Genomic DNA, 19,156 nt, shown 5'->3' on the forward strand with positions numbered 1-19,156 from the left:
ATGACCAATAAATAAGCAAGGGGAAAATAATGCATCTACACCAAACCATCACGGCGCTGACGCTCGCAGGCGCCTCGCTGTTCGCTGTGACGCCCGCCCAAGCCGAGAAGCTGGTGCTGGGCAACGAAGGCAGTTATCCGCCCTTCAGCATGGTCGACCCGTCAGGCCGCCTGACCGGCTTTGAACCCGACCTGGCGCGCGAGATGTGCAAGCGGATGAAGGTCGATTGCGAGATCGTAGTCATGGACTTCAAGGCCCTGATCCCGGCGCTGCTGCAGAAGAAACTGGATGCCGTGGTCAGCCAGACCAAGCCGCTGCCGGAGCGCAAGGAAAAAGTGCTGTTCGGCCGACCGGTGCTGTTCAACCCGGACTCCTATGTGGTGCCCGAGGCCAAGAACTACACCTTCACGCCGGAGGGCCTGAAGGGCGTGCGCATCGGCCTGCAACGCGGCTCGGCCCAAGCCAAGTACGTGGGCGAGACATTCGGCAACGCGGTGCAGATCGTGTTCTACGACAACCCCGACCAGATCCGTCTCGACCTGGCCAACGGCCGGCTCGACATGAGCCTGGGTCCCAAGATCAGCTGGACCAATGAGTTCCTGTCCAAGCCCCAGGGCAAGGGCTGGAAGTTCGCTGGCGGCGATCTGTGGACTGGCGGCGGCGAAGCCGGATCGAGCTGGATCGCCCGCAAGGACGGCGGCGAACTGCTCAACCGCATGAACGTCACGCTGGACACCATCATCAAGGACTGCACCTTCACCAAGCTGCGCAAGCCGTACATGGAAGTAGAGCTGCTGCCCGAGGAAGCGGCCTGCCGCTAGCAGGATTCGCGCGCGCCGCCCGAGTCCCCGGCACGAGCTTGCCGGACCGGGCGGAACTCCACCCACGCTTGCCAGGAAGACCTCATGCCTTCGATGGGTTTCGTGCAGCAACTCGCGACCGGCGCAATGATGACGATCCAGGTCGCCGTCTGCGCCTACCTGCTGGCGCTCGCGATCGGGACGTTCTTCGCCCTGATCACGCTGCGGCCGACATGGCTGGCCAAGATCGTCTGGATTCCGTATGCCTCCATCTTCACGGGGGTGCCTTCGCTGCTGGTCGGCTTCCTGTTCTATTACGGCGGCTCGCAGATCGTCGCCAGCCTGCTCGCGCCGTTCGGCATCGACCAGCAGATCGAGGTAACGCCGTTCATGGCGGCGGTAGCGGCGCTGGGCATGGTGTATGGCGCCTATCTGGCCGACCTGATCCGCAGCGCGATCCAGAACGTTCCCCACGGCCAGTTCGAGGCCGCGCGGGTGCTGCTGGTGCCGCGCACCGCCATCTGGCTCAAGGTGATCCTGCCGCAGATGCTGCGGCTGGCCCTGCCCGGCATGACCAATATGTGGATCGTCGTGCTCAAGGACACCGCCCTCATCTCCCTGATCGGCCTGAAGGAAATCATGGCCTACGCCAAGCTTGCCTCGGGCGTGACCAAGGAGCCTTTCGTCTATTACATGCTTGCGGCCGGCTTCTTCCTGATGATGACCTGGCTCACCTACTACGTGGCGCGCCGTGTCGAAACATGGGCTGCGCGCGGCTTTCATCCCGTCGTGACCAAGGGAGCGTCGCATGCACTTTGACTTCCAGGTAGCCTGGGACAGCCTGCCCAAACTGCTGGCCGGCGCCGGCACCACCTTCGCCGTGCTGCTGCCGGTGCTGGTCATCGGCCTGCTGCTGGCGCTGCCGGTGGCGCTGGCAAGCTTCCGGCCCGGTGCCCGCGCGCTCTTCGCCAGCAGCTACATCGGCTTCTTCCGCGGCGTCCCCAGCCTGGTGCTGCTGTACCTGATCTACAGCGGACTGCCGCAGTTCTCCATCGTGCGCGACACCCCCTTGTGGAGCGTCTTCTCCAACGCCTATGTCTGCGCCTGGCTGGGCCTGGCGCTGACCCATTCCGGCTTCATGGCGGAGATCATCCGCGGCGGACTGGCGGCGATACCCCGGGGCACGATCGAAGCGGCGCAGACCCTGGGCCTAAAGCCTGCGCAGATCCTGTTCCGCCTGCGCCTGCCGCTGGTGGCGCGCTATGTGCTGCGCGCCTATCAGAATGAATTGCTGATCATGGTGAAAAGCACGGCGGCTGTCAGCGCCATCACGCTGGTCGACCTCACCGCGGCCGCCAACACCGTGTTCGACTACACCTATGACCCGTTCACGCCCCTGATCACGGCGGCGGCGATCTACTGGTGCATCACCAACTGCATACGACTTGGCTTCTCGATCGCGGACCGCAAGTTGAACCGCTATCTCGCCAGGGCCTGAACCGCCCGGCCGACCGAACTATCAGAGCGCGAACCATCATGACTGCCATCCTGTCCAGCATCACGCCGCCTGTCTCCGCCACCCTGTCCGAGTGCGCGCCCGCGGTCTCCATCTCGGGTTTGAACAAGTTCTACGGCGCCTTCCACGCCCTGCGGGATATCCACCTGGAGGTCTCCAACGGCGAGATCGTCATCCTCTGCGGTCCTTCCGGATCCGGCAAGTCGTCCCTCATCCGCTGCATCAATCATCTGGAACAGCATGACTCGGGCGACATCCGGGTCAACGGCGCCGAACTGACCCGACGTCCCGAAGACGTGGAGAAAGTGCGGCGCCAGCTCGGCATGGTGTTCCAGAACTTCAACCTCTTTCCGCATATGACGGTGCTGGACAACTGCACCTTCGCGCTGAAGATCGCCTTGAAGGTTCCAGCCCGCGAGGCCGAACAGACGGCGCGCGAATACCTGGCCAAAGTCAATGTGATCGAGCAGGCCGACAAGTATCCGATCCAGCTTTCCGGTGGCCAGCAGCAACGCGTGGCCATTGCCCGCGCGCTCTGCCTGCGCCCGCGCATCATGCTCTTCGATGAGCCGACCTCGGCGCTCGATCCGGAATCGGTCGGCTCGGTGCTGCGCATCATGGAAAACCTGGCGCAGACCGGCATCACCATGATCTGCGTCACCCACGAAATCGGCTTCGCCCGCAGGGTGGCCGACCGCTGCGTCTTCATGGAGCGAGGCGAAATCATCGAGACCGCGCCCACTGAACAGTTTTTTGGGGCGCCCCGCAGCGAGCGCCTGAAGAATTTCCTCGAGCAGGTTCTGTAGTCAACCATATAGACAAGGGGTTGTCATGATCAAGAAACTCATAAGCGCCGGCATGCTTGCCGGCGCGGCTCTCTCCGCCACGGCGCAGGCGCAGGATGCGCTGGTGGTCAGCACCTGGGGCGGCAGCTTCCGCGATCTCATCGACGAGAATATCGGCCGCGAGTTCACGCGGCAGACCGGCGTGCCGGTGAAGTACATCACGGGCGGCACCATAGACCGGCTGAACAAGGCCAAGCTCGCCACCAAGCCGGAAAGCGACATCACGTTCACCACGTCGCATATCGGCTGGCTCTATGTCAACGCCAACCTGTACGAAAAACTTGACCTGAGCAAGATCCCCAACTACTCGCACCTGGTCGACCGGGCCAAGATCAGTCCGTACCATATCGGCAGCTGGGCGTACGTGTACACCATCGGCTACCGCCCCGACCTGGTTCCCGCGGGCGTCACCTTCAACAGCTGGAACGATCTGTGGAGTCCGGCGCTGAAAGGCAAGCTGTCCGCGCCCGATTTCGACCCCAGCCACATCATCGACATTTCGGCCTTGCTGTCCGGCGGCGACGCCAGCACCTGGGAAAAGGGGCAGGAAAAACTCAAGGCCCTGAAACCCAATTTCAAGGCTTTCTACACCAACGACGCCAACAGCCAGCAACTGATCGCCGCCGGCGAAACGCCGGTGCAGGTCGTGCTATCCATGAACGCGTACTACATGATCGGCCAGGGCGTGCCCATCAAGGTGGCGATGCCCAAGGAAGGCGCGGTGCTGGGTGTCGATACCATGGCCATCATGAAAGGCAGCGCCAAGACCGACCTGGCCCACAAGTTCATGGACATCGCGCTGTCGCCCGAGGTGCAGGCCAAGATCGTGGCCGCCAAGAAGGCCAGCCCCGTCGTCGACAACGCCAAGGTCTCGCCTGAAGACGCTGCCCTTCCTGGCGTCTTCACGACCAAACAGCAGTGGGACACCCAGGCCATCGTCATCGACGACAAGCTGCGCGCGGAGAAAACGGCCGAGTGGCGCAAGTGGTTTACCGAGAACATCATGAATTGATAACGCAAGGCCGCGGCCCCTTGGGGCCGCGGCGCCGCCACGTCCTCAACGTAAACCAAGGATGGGTTCACCATGGATGCGCGTTCCACCCTGAGGGGATGGCTGATATCCCCGGCAAGCTTCATCGCCCTGTGCATCTGCGTCGCCATGGCGGCCGTGTTGCAGTACAGCTTGCGCACCTTCATTCCGGGTTCGCTGGACGTCGGCGGCCTGACGCTGACGAACTTTTCGGGCATGGGCAAGCAGATCTACATCGATGCCTTCACCAACACCTTGCGCCTGAGCGTGGAGACCACGGTCTGCTCCCTGCTCGTGGCCTATCCGCTGGCGTATGCCCTGGTCCGGGTGCGCAACCGCGCCATCAAATCCTTCATCCTGATCGTGTCCATCACGCCGCTGTTCCTGGGCGAGATCGTGCGCACCTATTCCTGGATCATCGTGCTGGGCAGCACGGGCTTCATCAATTCGATGCTGCTCAAGACGGGCCTGATCGATACGCCGCTCACACTGATGTTCAGCCATCTGGGCGTGCTGGTGGCGCTGGTGCACGTCACCATCCCCGTCGTGGTGCTGATGCTGGCCACGGCCATCTCGCACATCGACCGCGACTACGAAAAGGCTGCGGAAAGCCTGGGCGCGGGGCCGGTACGCACCTTTCTCACGATCACCCTGCCGCTGTCCATGCCCGGCATCCTGGCCAGCATCACCACCTCGTTCGCCTGGACCTTCAGCGCCTTCGCCACGCCGCAGATGATAGGCGGGGGCCGCGTGCCGACGGTCTCGACGCTGGTCTACCAGCTGGGATTCTCGTCGATGAACTTCCCCCTCGCCGCCAGCCTGAGCGTCATGGGCCTGGGCCTGACGGCGATCTCGCTGATGCTGCTCGGCCAGGTCACGCGCCGTCTCAAGGTCATCGGAGGACATTGACATGAGCATCCGAAAATCCCTGCCCCTGTGGCTGCGCATCGGCGCGCCGGTGCTGATCACGCTGATCCTCGCCTTCGTGCTGCTGCCGGTAGTCGTGGTGATGCTGGCCTCCTTCAACGACAAGGCCCTGCTCACTTTTCCGCCGCAGGCCTGGTCCTGGCGCTGGTTCGAGCGCGTCTTCACCTACGCCGATTTCCGCGATGGCTTTCGCGCCAGCATGGTGGTGACGCTGTGGTCGTCGTTGCTGGCGCTGGTCATCGGCACCGGCCTGGCCATCGCCGTCAAGCGCATGGCGTTTCCGGGCAAGAACATCCTGCAAGCCATCCTGCTCTCGCCGCTGGTGATTCCCCATTTCACGGTCGGGCTGGGCTTGCTGATCCTGGCGGCGCAACTGAACGTGGACCGCGGCTACGGGATCGTGATTCTGTGCCACGTCATCCTGGTCCTGCCGTTCGTGCTGCGCAGCGTCTATGTCTCGATGGAGAACCTGGACGAACGCCTGGAGCAGAGCGCCGCCAGCCTGGGCGCCTCGCCCGTGCGGGTGCTGTTCACGATTACCGTGCCTCTGCTGGCGCCCGGGCTGTTCGGCGGCTGGCTGTTCGCGGCCATCATGTCATTCAGCGAATTCACCGCCTCGCTGTTCGTGACCACCCAGAGCACGCAGACCTTGCCGGTGACCATGTACAACTATGTGCGCGAGTTCGCCGACCCGACCCTGGCTGCGCTGTCGGTGGTGTACATCGTGGTGACGGCCGCGCTGTTGATCTTCGCCAACCGTTTCCTCGGGCTGAGCAGGATCCTCAATATCGAGGACAACCACTAGAGAATTCTGGGGTGGAATGTTGCCGGCTGGTTGGTTCTGTGAGGTCAGGTTCTTGAGCCGCCGGCGTCCGGACTGCGGGATTCCGATGCTCGCCCCGGTGGGGCTGCGCTTCGGATCCCTCCGCCCTGCCACCGGCTTACGGCATCTGCCCATGAACGGGGGCTGAGACCAACGCATTAGGCGACTGCCAGCCGAGGCGGCTCGGAGCCATCCGAAGCGCAGCCCCATTGGGGCGAGCATCGGAATGGCGCAGGGCTGCCTCGGCGGCTAAAGAACCCCGATATCTGCAAGCTCTAAGCCCTGCCGCTTCGGTTTTGTGAGGCTGGGTTCTTGAGTCGCCGGCGTCCGGACTGCGGGATTCCGATGCTCGCCCCGGTGGGGCTGCGCTTCGGATCCCTCCGCCCGGCCACCGGCTTGCGGCATCTGCCCATGAACGGGGTCCAAAACCGACGCATTAGGCGACTGTCAGCCGAGGTGGTCCGGAGCCATCCGAAGCGCAGCCCCATTGGGGCGAGCATCGGAATGGCGCAGGGCTGCCTCGGCGGCTAAAGAACCCTGACATCCGCAAGACCCAACGTCAATAGCCGCGCGCGGGATCAACGCGGTTGGCGGGCTCCAGACCCTGGTTGACGCGCAGTATGTTGTCGGCGATCTGTCCGGCGGCCGATGCTGGAATGGCCACCGAAGCCAGGTGCGGCGTGATCAGCACGTTATCCATCGCCCAGAGCGGGTCGCCAGCGGGCAGGGGCTCGCGCTCGAACACGTCCAGCGTCGCGCCGCCCAGATGGCCGCTGCGCAGCAGATCGGTCAGGGCGGCCTGGTCCACCAGCGCGCCCCGGGCCACATTGATCAGGGCTGCTCCGCGGGGCAGACGCTGCAAACGTTCGCGATCCAGCAGGCCGCGGGTCTGCGGCGTCAGCGGCAGCATCACCACCAGAATGTCCGCGCGTGACAGCACCGTGTCCAGCGACTCCATGCCGGCGAGGCACTCGACGCCTTCGATGCTGCGCGGGCTGCGCGACCAACCCAGCACCGTCAACCCCTGGCGGCGCAGCTCCTGCGCCGCGCAGGCGCCCAGCTCGCCCAGGCCCAGCACCGCCACACGCACGTCCTCGGGCGAACGCGGATGGCGGTAGGCCCACTCGCCGCGCCGCTGCGCCGCCTCGAAATACGGAATATCGCGCGCATAGCGCAGGGTGGCGAACAGCACGTAGCCCGCCATCATGCGCGCCATGTTCGGATCCGTGATGCGCGTGATGGGTACGCCGGCCGGCAGGTCCTCGCGGCCCACCAGCGAATCCACTCCCGCGCCCAGGTTCACGATAAGGCGCAGGTTCTTCATGCGGTCGAAGAAGCCCTGCGGCGCCTTCCAGGCCAGTGCGTAATGGATGCTGGCCGGGTCGTGCGCCTCGCTGCCGTGCACCATGCGCAGGTCCGGCAGGCGCGCCTGCATGGCGTCGCGCCAGGCCGTGTAGTCGTCGAACTCGCTGTAGAAAACCATCGTGCCCGACACGGCCGGGCGGGAGGATGCATGCATGGCGGGGCGACCTCAGGCGCTGCGGTTGATCAGGCGGGACATGGCCTCGATGGCCAACTCATAGCCATCGCCGCCCAGGCCCGCGATGACACCGTCGGCGGCCTTGGAAATGTAGGAATGATGGCGGAAGGCCTCGCGCCGCCAGATGTTGCTCATGTGGACCTCGATGATCCTGCCGGGAAAGGCTAGCAAGGCATCGAGGATGGGCACCGACGAATAGGTCAGGCCGGCCGCATTGATGATGACGCCCTGCGCGCTGCCGCGCGCCTCTTGTATCCAGTCGACCAATTGGCCTTCGTGGTTGGACTGGACGAAATTCAACCGGATGCCCAGCGAGGCGGCCTTGCTTTCGCAACGCTGCTGCAACACGGGAAAGCTGTCGGAACCATAGGTCTTGTTGGCGTCCAGTCCGTAGAGATTGGCGTTCGGCCCGTTGAGAAACCAGACCGTGGAGGAGGTGGAAGATGCGCTCGGCGTCGTCATGGCGGCGGTCTCAGGCTTCGTTGGGAAGGGTGGCCTGCATGGCAGGCAATTGATTGAACACGGCGAACCAGGCTGTGGCCCGCGGATGCGCGGCGCGCCAGTCCAGCTCGGGAAAGCGGAAATCCAGATAGCCCAGGGCGCAGCCTATGGTCAGGCTGCCGATGTCCGGATGCGCTTGCGGCAGCTCGTCTGCCTGCGCCTCGATTTCCGCGAGACAGGCCCGTACCTTGACCAGCTGTGCCTCGCGCCATTGCGGCCATTGGATTTCGGCCGGCCGGGCCGTGTGTTCGTAGCGCGCCAGCAGCGCGGCATCCAGCAGGCCGTCGCCCAGGGCCTGGCGCGTCAATGCCAGCCAGCGCGCCTCGCCCGCCGGAAACAGCTGCGCGTCGCCGGCGGCGCCGGCCAGGTATTCGCAGATCACGCGGCTGTCGTAAAGCGCCCTGCCGTCCGGCAGGATCAGGGTCGGCACCTTGGCCAGCGGATTATGGGCGGCGATGCGCGCATCGCGGTTGACCGGATGCGCCGCGCTGGGCAGCCATTCGATCCGTCCGGCCTGGCCGGTCAGATGCGCGCAGATCATCACCTTGCGCACGAAAGGGGACGTCGGGGCGTAGAGGAGTTTCAATCCAGTCTCCGATTGTCAGGGTTTGAGGACCAGCTTGCCGAACACCTTGCCGCTTTCCAGCAACTGGTGCGCGCGCACGGCCTCGGCCAGCGGCAGGCTTTGCGCCATTCTGGGCCGGATGCGGCCGGCGGCCACCAGGGGCAGCACGTGGCGCCTGAGCGCGGCGGCCATGCGGGCCTTCTCGGCATCGGTCTGCGGCCGCATGGTCGAGGAATGCAGGCTCAGCTGCTTCTGCATCAGGGTCAGCAGCTCGACATTGACGGCCGATCCCTGCAGGAAGGAAAGACTCACGTGACGCCCGCCGAAAGCCAGCGCCTGCAGATTGCGGCGCACGTAATCGCCGCCGACGATGTCCAGCACCACGTCCACGCCGCGGCCCTCGGTATAGGTCTCGCAGGCCTGCACGAAATCCGTGTCATGAAAGCAGATCACCTCGGACGCGCCGAGTTCGCGCAAGGCAGCGCCGCGGTCGCGCTCGCCATCCGTCACGATGACCTTCGCCCCGGCCGCATGCGCCATCTGGATCGCCAGCGTGCCGATGCCTCCGCCGCCGCCGTGAATCAGCACGGTCTCGCCCATGCGCAGGCGGCCCAGCTCGAACAGGTTGTGCCAGACGGTGTACAGGCCTTCCGGCAGGGCGCTCGCCTCGGCGTCGCCCAGCCCCGGGGGCACGGCCAGGGAATGATCCACGCGCGCCACGCACCACGGCGCATAGCCTCCGCCCGCCAGCAGGCTCATGAACCGCTGTCCGAGCAGGGACTCCGGCACGCCGGGGCCGCAGGCGGCCACCTCGCCGCAGGCCTCCAGCCCGAGCACGTCCGTCACGCCTGGCGCTGGCTTGCTCAGGCCCTGGCGCTGCATGATGTCGGGCCGGTTGATGCCGGCCGAAAGCACACGCAACAGCACTTCGCCGGGGCCTGGCGTGGGGACCGGGCGCTCGGCCAGCGCCAACACCGTGGCGTCGCCGGGCTCGCGGGCGATGATGGCTTGCATTTCAAGGGGGATCTGCTTCATGGAGTTTTGCCTCGCGAAAGAATGGAAGCCGGGCGGCTGCGCTGGCGCGGCCGCCGTGCGGGATGGAACAGCGCGAAACCCGTCTTTCAGGACGACGCGTTGAAGACGCTGACCCCGTGACCGGGCAGAGCAAGTCCCGCCACGGCGCCCACGGGCCATTCATGGATGCAGTTCAGGTCGGAGGTGCGCACCATCACGTGCTGGCGTCCCTCCACGGGAATGTGCACCTCCAGGTACAGATCCACGTGGTCGCCCTGGAATACGTGGTTGACGACCGTGCCGCTCAGCACCGACCCGCTATGCAGGGTTTCCAGCTTGATGTGTTCGGGCCGCACATAAAGATCGAGCCGGTGCCCCTCGTGCGAGCCGCCCACCAGGCGGTGGCGGGGAATATGCGTCAGCCCCGCGCCCAGGCGCAGCTGGATGGTCTCCGCGCCGGAGCCGTGATAGTGCGCGGGCAGGATGTTGACGTCGCCCAGGAACGAGGCCACGAACGGGTCCTGCGGATTTCGGTACAGCTCGTCGGGCGCCGCGACCTGCCGGATCACGCCCTGGTTCATCACCGCAATGCGGTCCGACATGCTGAGGGCTTCGCCCTGGTCATGGGTGACAAAGATTGTCGTCACCCCGAGCTTGCGCTGGATATCCCGGATTTCCACCTGCATGGCGCCGCGCAGGCCCTTGTCCAATGCGGAAAACGGCTCGTCGAGCAGCAGCACCTTGGGGCGGATCACCAGGGCCCGCGCCAGCGCCACCCGCTGCTGCTGGCCGCCGGACAACTCGCGCGGCTTGCGCTCGCCCAGTCCATCCAGCTTCACCAGGGCCATGGCTTCGCCCACCCTGCGCTCGATCTCGGCGGCCGGCACGCGCCGCATCCGCAGGCCATAAGCGATATTGCGCGCCACCGTCATGTGCGGGAACAGCGCGTAGTTCTGGAACACGATGCCGATCTGGCGCTGATATGGCGGCAAGGCCGTGACCGGGGTGTCGTCGATGAAGATCTCGCCCTCGTCCGCGTCGGCAAAACCCGCGATCAGGTTCAGCAAGGTGGTCTTGCCGCAACCGGACGGGCCCAGCAGCGTCAGGAACTCTCCGCTCTCGATCTTCAGGGAGACCTTTTGGAGCACCGCATGATCGCGGTATTTCTTGATCACGCCCTCCAATCGGAGCGCGCTGGGAGTGTCGGAGGCAAAGGGGCGATTCGGCATGGCTGCTGCACTCACAAAGTTCGACTTCCCGGCGTGTATGGCTCGGGAAAAGCAGGTGGTGGCCGCATGGCACGCAAGAGAGCGTCCTCAGCGTTCTGGTGCATTCAAGAATACGGCAAGGCCCTTTTCCCAGTGCGTTGCCGATGCTGATGGGGGCCATCGGAAAAAAGAAATCGCGGCATCCCGGACGCCCCGAAGCCCCCCTTTCCGCACAAACCTGCTCCTTTGCTTTTTCCTAAGTCAGCCGTCCGAAAAACGAAGTTATCAACTCGGGGCTTCAGGGTCACACTGCGTGCCTATCGTTCAGCGCGCCCTTTGATCAAGCGCGCGGTTCGCCGGTCTTCTGTTGCTTGATCTTCGTGTCAGCCTCGAGACGCACCAGGGTCTCGGTAATTTTTAGGATCTTCAAATGTCAATTGAAAAAACCAATACGCTGGTGATCGGCGCCGGTCAGGCCGGCATCGCAATGAGCGAACACCTCGGCGCCATGGGCATTCCGCATATCGTGCTCGAGCGCAAGCGGATCGCCGAACGCTGGCGCTCCGAACGCTGGGACTCGCTGGTCGCCAACGGCCCCGCCTGGCACGACCGCTTTCCCGGCCTGAAGTTCGATGACGTCGGGCCCGACGTCTTCCCGCCCAAGGAACGCATGGCCCAGTACTTCGAGGACTACGCCAAGATGCTCAAGGCGCCGGTGCGCACTGGCGTCGAAGTCCTGCGCGTGCAGCGCAACGACAAGCGCCCGGGCTTCACCGTCACCACCTCCGCGGGCACCATCGAAGCCCAGCACGTGGTCGCCGCGACCGGCCCCTTCCAGATCCCCACCTACCCGAAGATCGTGCCGCAGGACGCCGGCATCCAGCAGCTTCACTCCTCGGCCTACAAGAATCCAGGCCAGCTGGCCGAGGGCGCCGTGCTCGTCGTCGGCGCAGGCGCCTCCGGCTCGCAGATCGCCGAAGAACTCCGCCAGGCCGGCCGCACCGTCTACCTGTCGGTGGGCGAACACTATCGCCCGCCCCGCTCCTACCGCCAGCGCGACTACTGCTGGTGGCTGGGCGCGCTGGGCATGTGGGATGAGGTCAAGAAAAAGCCCAAGCGCGAACACGTCGCCTTCGCCGTGAGCGGCTACGAAAACGGCAAGACCGTCGACTTCCGCCGCCTGGCGCGCGACGGCATCCAGCTGGTGGGCATCACCACCTCCTATGAGAACGGCGTGCTGCATTTCGCCGACAACCTCGGCCGCGACGTCGCCCAGGGCGACGCCGACTACTTCGAGGTCCTGCGCGAAGCCGACGCCTACATCGAGCAGAACGGCCTGGACCTGCCGCCCGAGCCCGATGCCTGGAAACTGCTGCCCGACCCGGAATGCCTTACCTACCCCATCCTCAGCCTGAACCTGGCCGAGGCCGGCATCAAGACCATCCTCTGGGCGACCGGCTTCAAGGTCGACTTCAGCTGGATCGACGTCGACACCTTCGACGAAAACGGCTACCCCATCCACAAGCGCGGCATTTCCGCCGAAAAAGGCATTTACTTCCTTGGCCTGCCCAACCTCACCAACCGTAGTTCCTCGTTCATCTGGGGGGTTTGGCACGACGCCCGCTATATCGCGGACCATATCGGCATCCATCTGGATTACCTGGCGTACGAGAAGGAATGAGGGAGGCGGCGCATGGCCGGCTTCCAGGTCAGCCAGAAAAAACCCGCACGCTCGTGGGAGCTGCGGGTTTTTTGCGGTCCTGGCCGGCCTACCCCATTCGGGCACTGTAGCTAGAGCTGGCTAGCGCTGGCATACCATTGCAGCAAGCGCTGCCGAAAGCGCTCGTCCAGTTTCCCGTATCGGGTCTGCGCATCGCCCGCCGCGTGCGGCGTGAGAATCACGTTGTGCATATTCCACAAAGGCGACGCCGGCGGCAGGGGTTCCACTTCGAAAACGTCCAGGTAAGCGCAGCGGACCTGCTCCCGTTGCAACGCCTCGATCAAGGCGTCCTCATCGGCCACCGGTCCCCGCGCAACGTTGATCAGTCCTGCCTCGGCCTTCATCTTGCCAAAGGCATCGGCATCCATGAGATGAAACGTCTCGGGCGTCAGCGGGCATGCAAGGAATACCCAGTCGGCGCGGGGCAATACCTCATCCTTCCTGTCCAGGGTGACGACACTGTCAAAATTCGGCAGGGGGCCGCAGGAAGTTCGCCTCACGCCTATGGTTTTCATGGACACGGCCTTGCATAGCCGGGCGATTTCAGCCCCGATACTGCCGACGCCCACGATCACGGCCGTATTGTTTTCAATTCCTCTCGGCTCCAACGGGCCAAAGCGCACCGGAAACCATTCATTTTCGTACTGCTTGCGAAAATGGACATGCATGTTCCGGGCAAGCATCAGCATGCCAGTGAATGCGCTCAGGGCAACCGTCGTCCCCGCGATCCCCCGCGCATCCCAGATTTGCACGCCACGGGCGCTCAATTCGTCGTAAAACGGCCGATCCAATCCGGCGGAGGGAACCTGCAGGAACCGCAACCCTCCGCATTTCCGCATCAGGTCGCAAAAATCCGACATCTTCCTTGTCAGCTCCGTTTTGGAGGACAGTTCCAGAATATCTGCTGACAGATACGCCCCTACTACCCGGGCCCTGTCCTCCTCCGCAACGCTGTGCGCGCCCTCGTAGAGCAGCCAGTCGAATACCTCGCCACAACGGGACCTGAGCTGGGCGTACCCGTCCACATCGCGCGCATGCACCTCGCGGGACAAAACGATAAGCGGATTCATGCAATGCCCCGGGTCAATCTTTGTAGTCCGGACATTTTTTATCCAGGAGCCGCTTCAAGGCAGGCCATTCCAATATTCCGTACGGCTTTTGCTTGCCGGGGCTGTCTGCGCTGGGTTGCAGCTTCAATTGCTGTCCCGTGCGACGTATCACCTCGTCATTTGGAAGGTTGATCTCGGCGCCGGACGACATGACGCGCAGCTGCACGGCGCACGATCTTTCAAGCCTGTAGATATTGTTGAAGGCTTCGGGGATGGTCCGGCCAGTGGCCAGCAAGCCGTGATTCCGGAGAATCATCACGTCGGCCTCCCCCAGGTCGTTCACGAGGCTTTCCTGTTCCTCGGTATCGACCACGACGCCTTGATAGTCGTGGTACGCCACATTCACGAACCGCATCGACGTCTGCGTCAAAGGCAACAGCCCGCATTTCATCGCCGACACGGCCATGCCGTCCAACGTATGCGTATGGATGATGCATTCGACATCATGGCGAGCCTTGTGTATGGCGCTGTGGATGACGAACCCCGCTTTGTTCACACCATAGGTTTCATGGGGGTTGTAGAGAACATTGCCGTCAACGTCCACCTTTATCAGCGACGAGGCCGTAATCTCCGAATAATGATATCCAAACGGGTTGATGAGAAATGAATCCTCGCCCGGCACTCTGGCGGAAATGTGGTTGTAGATCATGTCCAGCATTCCGAACATGTCCACCAGGCGATAGCAGGCGGCCAGATCGACTCGCAGTGCCCACTCTTCATCAGAGAACGTATGCATTGTGCCTCTCCCTTTATCGAGCCACGTTCATCGTGGCCAGCAACTTCTCGATGCGCACTTTCTCGCTGGCCTGCAGTGCGGCCATCTCCTGCGGAGTCGACCCGACCGGCTCGCTGCCCTGAGCGATCAGCCGCTCACTGACCTCCTTGTCCCGCAAGGCATCCTGGACCGCCCGGGACAGTACGGCCGTCCGTTCATCCGAGACATCGGCCCGCACCGCGATGCCGAACCACAGCGGCAACTGATAGCCCTTCAAAGATTCACTCATTGTGGGTACGTCGGGCAGCACGTCCGACCGGACATTGGTGGTCACGGCCAGTGGCCGGACATTGCCTTCCTTGACCTGGCCGACCACCTCATTGATGGGCGAAAAAACGAAGTCCAGCTGGCCGCCAAGAAGATCCGTCAGCGCCGCGGCGCCGCCTTTATAGGGAATGTGCGTCATCTCGACCGACGCCATATCGGCCAGCAGGCTCGCGGACATATGTTGAACGGTGCCGTTGCCGGCGGAGCCATAGTTCAGTTTTCCGGGATTCTTCCTGGCGAATGCGACGAGATCGTCGACCGACTTGAAATCCGATTTCGCATTCACGACCAGCACGATCGGAAGATTCGTCAGCTGCGATACGGGACGAAAATCGCGCTGCATATCGTAGTCCACGGATTTGTCCATGACTTTATTCACGATATGAGATGCCGACGTCACCAGCATGATATAGCCGTCGCTGGGCGCGCGCTTGACATACAGAGCCCCGATCCCGCCGCCGGCCCCTGGCTTATTCTCGACGATGACGGGCTGACCGATCTTCTTGCTCATGCCTTCGGCAACGAGGCGCGCGGTGGCGTCCGTGCTGCCTCCCGCGGAATAAGGAACAACCAGCGTCAGCGGCTTCTCGGGGAAATTCTGAGCCTGGGCGCCGACGGAAACGCCAAGCATGGACACCATAAAAACAAGGGAAGAGAACGGCACTTCCATGGACCTGTCTCCTATTTTCTATGTTCACTCGCAACGGAATCCGGTATTCCGGTAAGCGTGCGTCGACGTATCGGCTATTTCTTCCGACAGCTCTCCTTACGTCGAACCGCAGTCTGGTCAGTCCAGCTTCTCGAGTTCCGAGCTTTTTATGACCTCTGCCCAGTGGTCCTGCTGCGCCTTGATGTAGTTGCTGAAATCCTGGCCTGAACCCAGGAAGGGATACTGGCCGTGCCCCAGCAGGGTCTTCTGCGACTTTTCGGTTTTCAGGATTTCCTGGACGGCCGTCTCGATTTTCCCGGCAATCGCGGGATCCATGCCGGCCGGGCCCACGATGCCGTTCCATGGCCCGATGAGGAAATCAGCTTGGCCAGTGGCCTCGATGACCGTCGGGACCTCCGGCAGAAAAGACACGCGTTCCTTTGTTCCCACGCCGATGGCGCGCAGCTTGCCCACCTGCACCTGCGGCAGCGCCACGGCGCCGCTGATCAGGGCCATATCGATGCCTCCGCTCAGCATGCCATTCACCAGGGCGGCGTCTCCCCCGCTATATGGCACGTGCAACAAGGGCACCCCCATTCTCTTGGCGAACCACTCCCCGGCCAGATGATTGTCCGCCCCCATGCCGGCGGAACCGAACGTCAGCGGCTGTTTGGCCGCCTTTCCGGCCGCGACAAGATCGGGGATGGATTTGACGCTCGACTGGGCATTCACCGCCATCACATACGGATACTGCGCGACGGGAGCAATGATCGTGAAGTCCTTGAAGACGTTGTAATCGATCGATTTGCGGTACATGGGTTCGATAGCCAGGGACCCGCTGCTCGCCAACAGCAGGGTGTAGCCATCCGGTTTGGCCTTTTTCACATACTGCAGGGCGATCAGGCCATTCGCGCCCGGCCGGTTCTCCACCACCACGGCCTGCCCCAGCTTGTCGCCAAGCTGCTGCGCCACATACCGGCCAATCACGTCCGTGGGGCCACCGGCGCCAAACCCGATGACGAGCGAAACGGGACGAGCGGGATAGTCAGCGGCCATGGCCTGGCCGCCGCACATGGCCACCGACATCGAGGCCAGCAGCAAGAAGTTTTTGATCTTTTTCATTTGTCTTCCTCACCCTGGGAATCGCATCAGCGAATGATGCTTTCGAGGTAGTCCTCGCTCAGGCCCACGCTCTTGTAATGGGCGCGACATTTCTCAACACGATCGAATACGTCCGTGTAACCGGTCTGTTTGCCGTTCTCGTCCACGTATATCAAGGCGCCATTGACCAGAAACCACGTCAGCATTTCGCCTTCCTCTTCCGATACCAGCGTATGGGTCTCGCCAGGCGGCTCGAAGACATAGCTTCCTTCCTTAGCCGTCCAGTCATGCTCCAGATAGCGCCACGACCCCTTCAGCACATATCCATGCACCGTCGCGGGATGGCGATGACAGCTGACGACGCCCTTGCGCCGCACTCGCAGGACGCTGGTCCAGTACCCGTGCGTGATGTTGAGCAACAGCGGCTTGAACCACACGTTGTCATGAATCGGAACCCACAACCGGTCATCGCCTTCCAGCACCGGCGTCACGATCTCCTGGCGTATGCCCTTGGGTTGAAGTTCTTTCGGGAATGGCAAGACTGAGTTCATGGTTTTTCCTTCGGTTTTCCGTTTGGATGAAATTTCAGGCGGTGCGACGCTCGAGTTCGAGCATCGCCTGCACGATGTCGTCTTGGAATATCCGCTGCGCTCCACCCGCCAGATAGGGCGCGGTCAATGTCTGCGCCGCCACCTCCGACAGCCGCTCCTTCGAGATGTCCGACACGCCGAAATCCCGCAGGCAGGAGGGCAAGCCGACTGCCTTGACCACTCCCAGCAGTTCGTCGAATTCGTCGCGCTGGCGCTGGCAGGCCAGCACCTGGACCAGGGAGCCATAGGCCACCAGTTCGCCGTGCAGGAAGCGTTCGGTTTCCGGCATGCACGTGAGCCCACGAAGCAAGCCATGCGCCAGCGACAGGCCGCCTCCCTCGAATGCCAGTCCCGAGTACAGGACACAGGCCTCCACCAGTCGCTCGAAGTTCTCGCCCGGCCGTTGCGCCTCGCATTCGCCAATGGCGCTTATGGCGTGGAGGCGGATCAGTTCATAGCATCTGTCGGCCAGCGTCCGCGAAAGCAGCAGGCTTTGCATGCCGAAGGTATTCGGGACGGAATTCGCCACCGAGCAATCCACTTCGAATTTCTTGGACAGGGCATCCCCGATACCAGCGACAAGCAGCCGCCTGGGCGCCTCGGCCAGGATCGACGTATCCACGAGCACCAAGTCCGGATTTCGCGCCAGCACCCTGGAATGCTTGAAGACATGTTCTTCGTAGATCGCAACCAGGCGGCTCGTCGGAGCATCGTTCGAAGCCGCCGACGGCATGATCACCATGGGCAGATTCAGGTTTGCCGCTACGGCCTTGGCGGTATCCAGCGTTTTCCCCCCGCCGAAACCGATCACGCAATCCACGGCAATATTCCGGGCAGCTGCGGTCAGGTCATCGATGGCAGCATCGGAACAGTTTCCCGGGAAGATGAAGGCATGGATCGCCACGCCGGACTGGTTGAAACGAGGCATGTATTGCTCAAGTGCCGCGTCGTAGATCAATAGCGCCGAGTCCGCGCCCAGGCAGTCCCGAAGTATGCCTTTCAGTTCGTTCAACGCGGCAGGCCCCTGCACATATCGCGCAGGAAAGCCCGTCCCATATAGATTTGAGTATGTATTGGCCATGAGTAACGGAAGCAATGGTGTTCCGGGGCGCCTGCGGCCCGGCATCCACTTGGCTCTGGGTTCGCGACGAAACGCGCCTAGCCGAGCCTGGGTTTGGGGCAGTCGTTGATTTCGGCCCAGAAGTCAGTCAGGCTGGACGTGTCCTGCCCTGCCTTGCCCGCCGCCAACGCCATTCTGAAGATGTTCCTGGTCGTGTCGCACACGGGCAGAGCTACCCGACTGCTGGCGCCCGCGTTGGAAGCCAAGGAGATGTCCTTGTATCCCAGCGCCAGATCGAAGCCCGGCGACAAATCTCCTTTCAGCACTTTGTTCGGCCATTTCTCTTTCAGTTGACCGTTGCTGGCAGTCGTGCTGGTGAGCACATTGAACGTATTGTTCAGATCCAGACCCAACGATTGCGCCAACACCAAGGCTTCGGAATTGATTTGGCAATAGCAAAGGACCATCATGTTGTTGATCAGCTTGGTACGCGTGCCGTGGCCCGCCGCACCGCAGTGATAAACGGTGGTCCCCATCTTGTACAGAACGGGCTCGACCTTTTCGAGATACCGCGCGTCGATGCCCAGCATGAACAGGGATTCTCCCTTGTCCGCATGTGCGGCCAGCCGACCCACGGGAGCATCGCCGAACACGATTCCCTTTGCCGTGAACGCCTGGAACAGCGCATCGACGGTATCGACATCGACAGTACTCATGTCGATGTAGATGGCTCCGGGGGCAAGGTTTTCGAGGATGCCGCCCGAGCCGAGCGCCACCTCCTTGACTTGCCTTGGGCCAGGCAGCATCGTGAAGACGATATCGGCATTTCTGCACAGATCGGCCACGTCCGCCGACATATGCGCACCTTCGGCCTGGAGTCTTTTCGCTACCTCTTCATTCAGGTCGAAAACCCAAACCTGCTCGCCCTTGCCGACCAGCGAACGTGCCAGCGAAAGTCCCATCCTGCCCAAGCCAATAAAACCGATCCTCATAGCCCACTCCTTTAGACGGGCAAAGTATATCGACGATCAAAAATGCCAGAGGACGACATTTTTTCTGGCAGATAGTCGTTTTAGGCATACATCCGATCACGCTCCAGCCGCCTGAAAAACAGTC

Annotated in this window: 20 protein-coding genes; 8 read left to right on the plus strand and 12 right to left on the minus strand. The window is 62.8% G+C overall.

The genetic code is table 11. The features are described from left to right. Positions 1-29 precede the first annotated feature (29 nt). From NGK62_RS04370 to NGK62_RS04400, 7 genes are all read left to right on the plus strand, one after another. Positions 30-821, plus strand: a complete 792-nt coding sequence (locus NGK62_RS04370) for a transporter substrate-binding domain-containing protein (protein WP_059375279.1) — start codon at positions 30-32, stop codon at positions 819-821. Positions 822-905: 84 nt separating this feature from the next. Then, entirely contained in the window at positions 906-1,619 is a 714-nt protein-coding gene (locus NGK62_RS04375; protein WP_059375281.1) for an ABC transporter permease, read from the plus strand. After that, positions 1,609-2,298: an ABC transporter permease gene (locus NGK62_RS04380; protein ID WP_059375283.1), complete on the plus strand. Its 690-nt coding sequence runs from the start codon at positions 1,609-1,611 to the stop codon at positions 2,296-2,298. Before NGK62_RS04375 ends, NGK62_RS04380 begins: the two co-directional genes overlap by 11 nt. Before the next feature lie 38 nt (positions 2,299-2,336). Then, a complete protein-coding gene (locus NGK62_RS04385; protein WP_059375291.1) occupies positions 2,337-3,122 on the plus strand; it encodes an amino acid ABC transporter ATP-binding protein in 786 nt (261 codons plus the stop codon). A gap of 25 nt (positions 3,123-3,147) precedes the next feature. Beyond that, positions 3,148-4,173 carry an ABC transporter substrate-binding protein gene (locus NGK62_RS04390; protein ID WP_118931770.1) on the plus strand — a complete coding sequence of 342 codons (1,026 nt, stop codon included), beginning with the start codon at positions 3,148-3,150 and terminating at the stop codon, positions 4,171-4,173. A 72-nt stretch (positions 4,174-4,245) separates the two neighbouring features. Next, on the plus strand, positions 4,246-5,100 hold the full coding sequence (locus NGK62_RS04395; RefSeq protein ID WP_251877575.1) for an ABC transporter permease: 855 nt from the start codon (positions 4,246-4,248) through the stop codon (positions 5,098-5,100). Between the two features lies 1 nt (position 5,101). Then, on the plus strand, positions 5,102-5,923 hold the full coding sequence (locus tag NGK62_RS04400; protein ID WP_118931768.1) for an ABC transporter permease: 822 nt from the start codon (positions 5,102-5,104) through the stop codon (positions 5,921-5,923). A gap of 577 nt (positions 5,924-6,500) precedes the next feature. Here NGK62_RS04400 and NGK62_RS04405 read toward each other — a convergent pair. The 5 genes from NGK62_RS04405 to NGK62_RS04425 all read right to left on the minus strand — a co-directional run bounded on the left by NGK62_RS04405 (position 6,501) and on the right by NGK62_RS04425 (position 10,790). Further along, a complete protein-coding gene (locus NGK62_RS04405) occupies positions 6,501-7,460 on the minus strand; it encodes a 2-hydroxyacid dehydrogenase (RefSeq protein ID WP_251877577.1) in 960 nt (319 codons plus the stop codon). Positions 7,461-7,472: 12 nt separating this feature from the next. Continuing rightward, complete coding sequence (locus tag NGK62_RS04410; RefSeq protein ID WP_251877579.1) at positions 7,473-7,943, minus strand: type II 3-dehydroquinate dehydratase; 471 nt, start codon at positions 7,941-7,943, stop codon at positions 7,473-7,475. Positions 7,944-7,953: 10 nt separating this feature from the next. Continuing rightward, positions 7,954-8,568 carry a glutathione S-transferase gene (locus NGK62_RS04415; RefSeq protein WP_118931764.1) on the minus strand — a complete coding sequence of 205 codons (615 nt, stop codon included), beginning with the start codon at positions 8,566-8,568 and terminating at the stop codon, positions 7,954-7,956. 15 nt (positions 8,569-8,583) lie between these two features. Then, a complete protein-coding gene (locus NGK62_RS04420; RefSeq protein ID WP_251877581.1) occupies positions 8,584-9,582 on the minus strand; it encodes an NAD(P)H-quinone oxidoreductase in 999 nt (332 codons plus the stop codon). An 86-nt stretch (positions 9,583-9,668) separates the two neighbouring features. After that, positions 9,669-10,790, minus strand: coding sequence for an ABC transporter ATP-binding protein (locus NGK62_RS04425; RefSeq protein ID WP_059375371.1), 1,122 nt, complete (start codon positions 10,788-10,790; stop codon positions 9,669-9,671). A gap of 409 nt (positions 10,791-11,199) precedes the next feature. Between NGK62_RS04425 and NGK62_RS04430 the strand changes: the two genes are divergently transcribed. After that, positions 11,200-12,450 carry a flavin-containing monooxygenase gene (locus tag NGK62_RS04430; RefSeq protein WP_059375379.1) on the plus strand — a complete coding sequence of 417 codons (1,251 nt, stop codon included), beginning with the start codon at positions 11,200-11,202 and terminating at the stop codon, positions 12,448-12,450. A 110-nt stretch (positions 12,451-12,560) separates the two neighbouring features. Here NGK62_RS04430 and NGK62_RS04435 read toward each other — a convergent pair whose 3' ends face one another. The 7 genes from NGK62_RS04435 to NGK62_RS04465 all read right to left on the minus strand — a co-directional run bounded on the left by NGK62_RS04435 (position 12,561) and on the right by NGK62_RS04465 (position 19,032). Then, positions 12,561-13,559 (minus strand): D-2-hydroxyacid dehydrogenase, encoded by a 999-nt coding sequence (locus tag NGK62_RS04435; protein ID WP_251877583.1) that lies wholly within the window; start codon positions 13,557-13,559, stop codon positions 12,561-12,563. A gap of 13 nt (positions 13,560-13,572) precedes the next feature. Continuing rightward, a complete protein-coding gene (locus tag NGK62_RS04440; protein WP_059375472.1) occupies positions 13,573-14,334 on the minus strand; it encodes a class II aldolase/adducin family protein in 762 nt (253 codons plus the stop codon). Positions 14,335-14,347: 13 nt separating this feature from the next. Further along, on the minus strand, positions 14,348-15,310 hold the full coding sequence (locus NGK62_RS04445; RefSeq protein WP_118931761.1) for a Bug family tripartite tricarboxylate transporter substrate binding protein: 963 nt from the start codon (positions 15,308-15,310) through the stop codon (positions 14,348-14,350). Positions 15,311-15,427: 117 nt separating this feature from the next. Further along, positions 15,428-16,411 (minus strand): Bug family tripartite tricarboxylate transporter substrate binding protein, encoded by a 984-nt coding sequence (locus NGK62_RS04450; RefSeq protein ID WP_059375477.1) that lies wholly within the window; start codon positions 16,409-16,411, stop codon positions 15,428-15,430. Between the two features lie 26 nt (positions 16,412-16,437). Further along, a complete protein-coding gene (locus NGK62_RS04455; protein ID WP_059375485.1) occupies positions 16,438-16,941 on the minus strand; it encodes a 2,4'-dihydroxyacetophenone dioxygenase family protein in 504 nt (167 codons plus the stop codon). Positions 16,942-16,975: 34 nt separating this feature from the next. After that, positions 16,976-18,061 (minus strand): glycerol dehydrogenase, encoded by a 1,086-nt coding sequence (locus tag NGK62_RS04460; protein WP_251877585.1) that lies wholly within the window; start codon positions 18,059-18,061, stop codon positions 16,976-16,978. A gap of 77 nt (positions 18,062-18,138) precedes the next feature. Continuing rightward, the gene (locus NGK62_RS04465) at positions 18,139-19,032 is read right to left on the minus strand and encodes an NAD(P)-dependent oxidoreductase (RefSeq protein ID WP_059375496.1); all 894 of its coding nucleotides are present in this window, start codon (positions 19,030-19,032) and stop codon (positions 18,139-18,141) included. Positions 19,033-19,156 lie beyond the last annotated feature (124 nt).

Source organism: Achromobacter sp. Marseille-Q4954 (genome assembly GCF_943737025.1).
Classification (GTDB): Bacteria; Pseudomonadota; Gammaproteobacteria; order Burkholderiales; family Burkholderiaceae_B; genus Achromobacter; species Achromobacter bronchisepticus_A.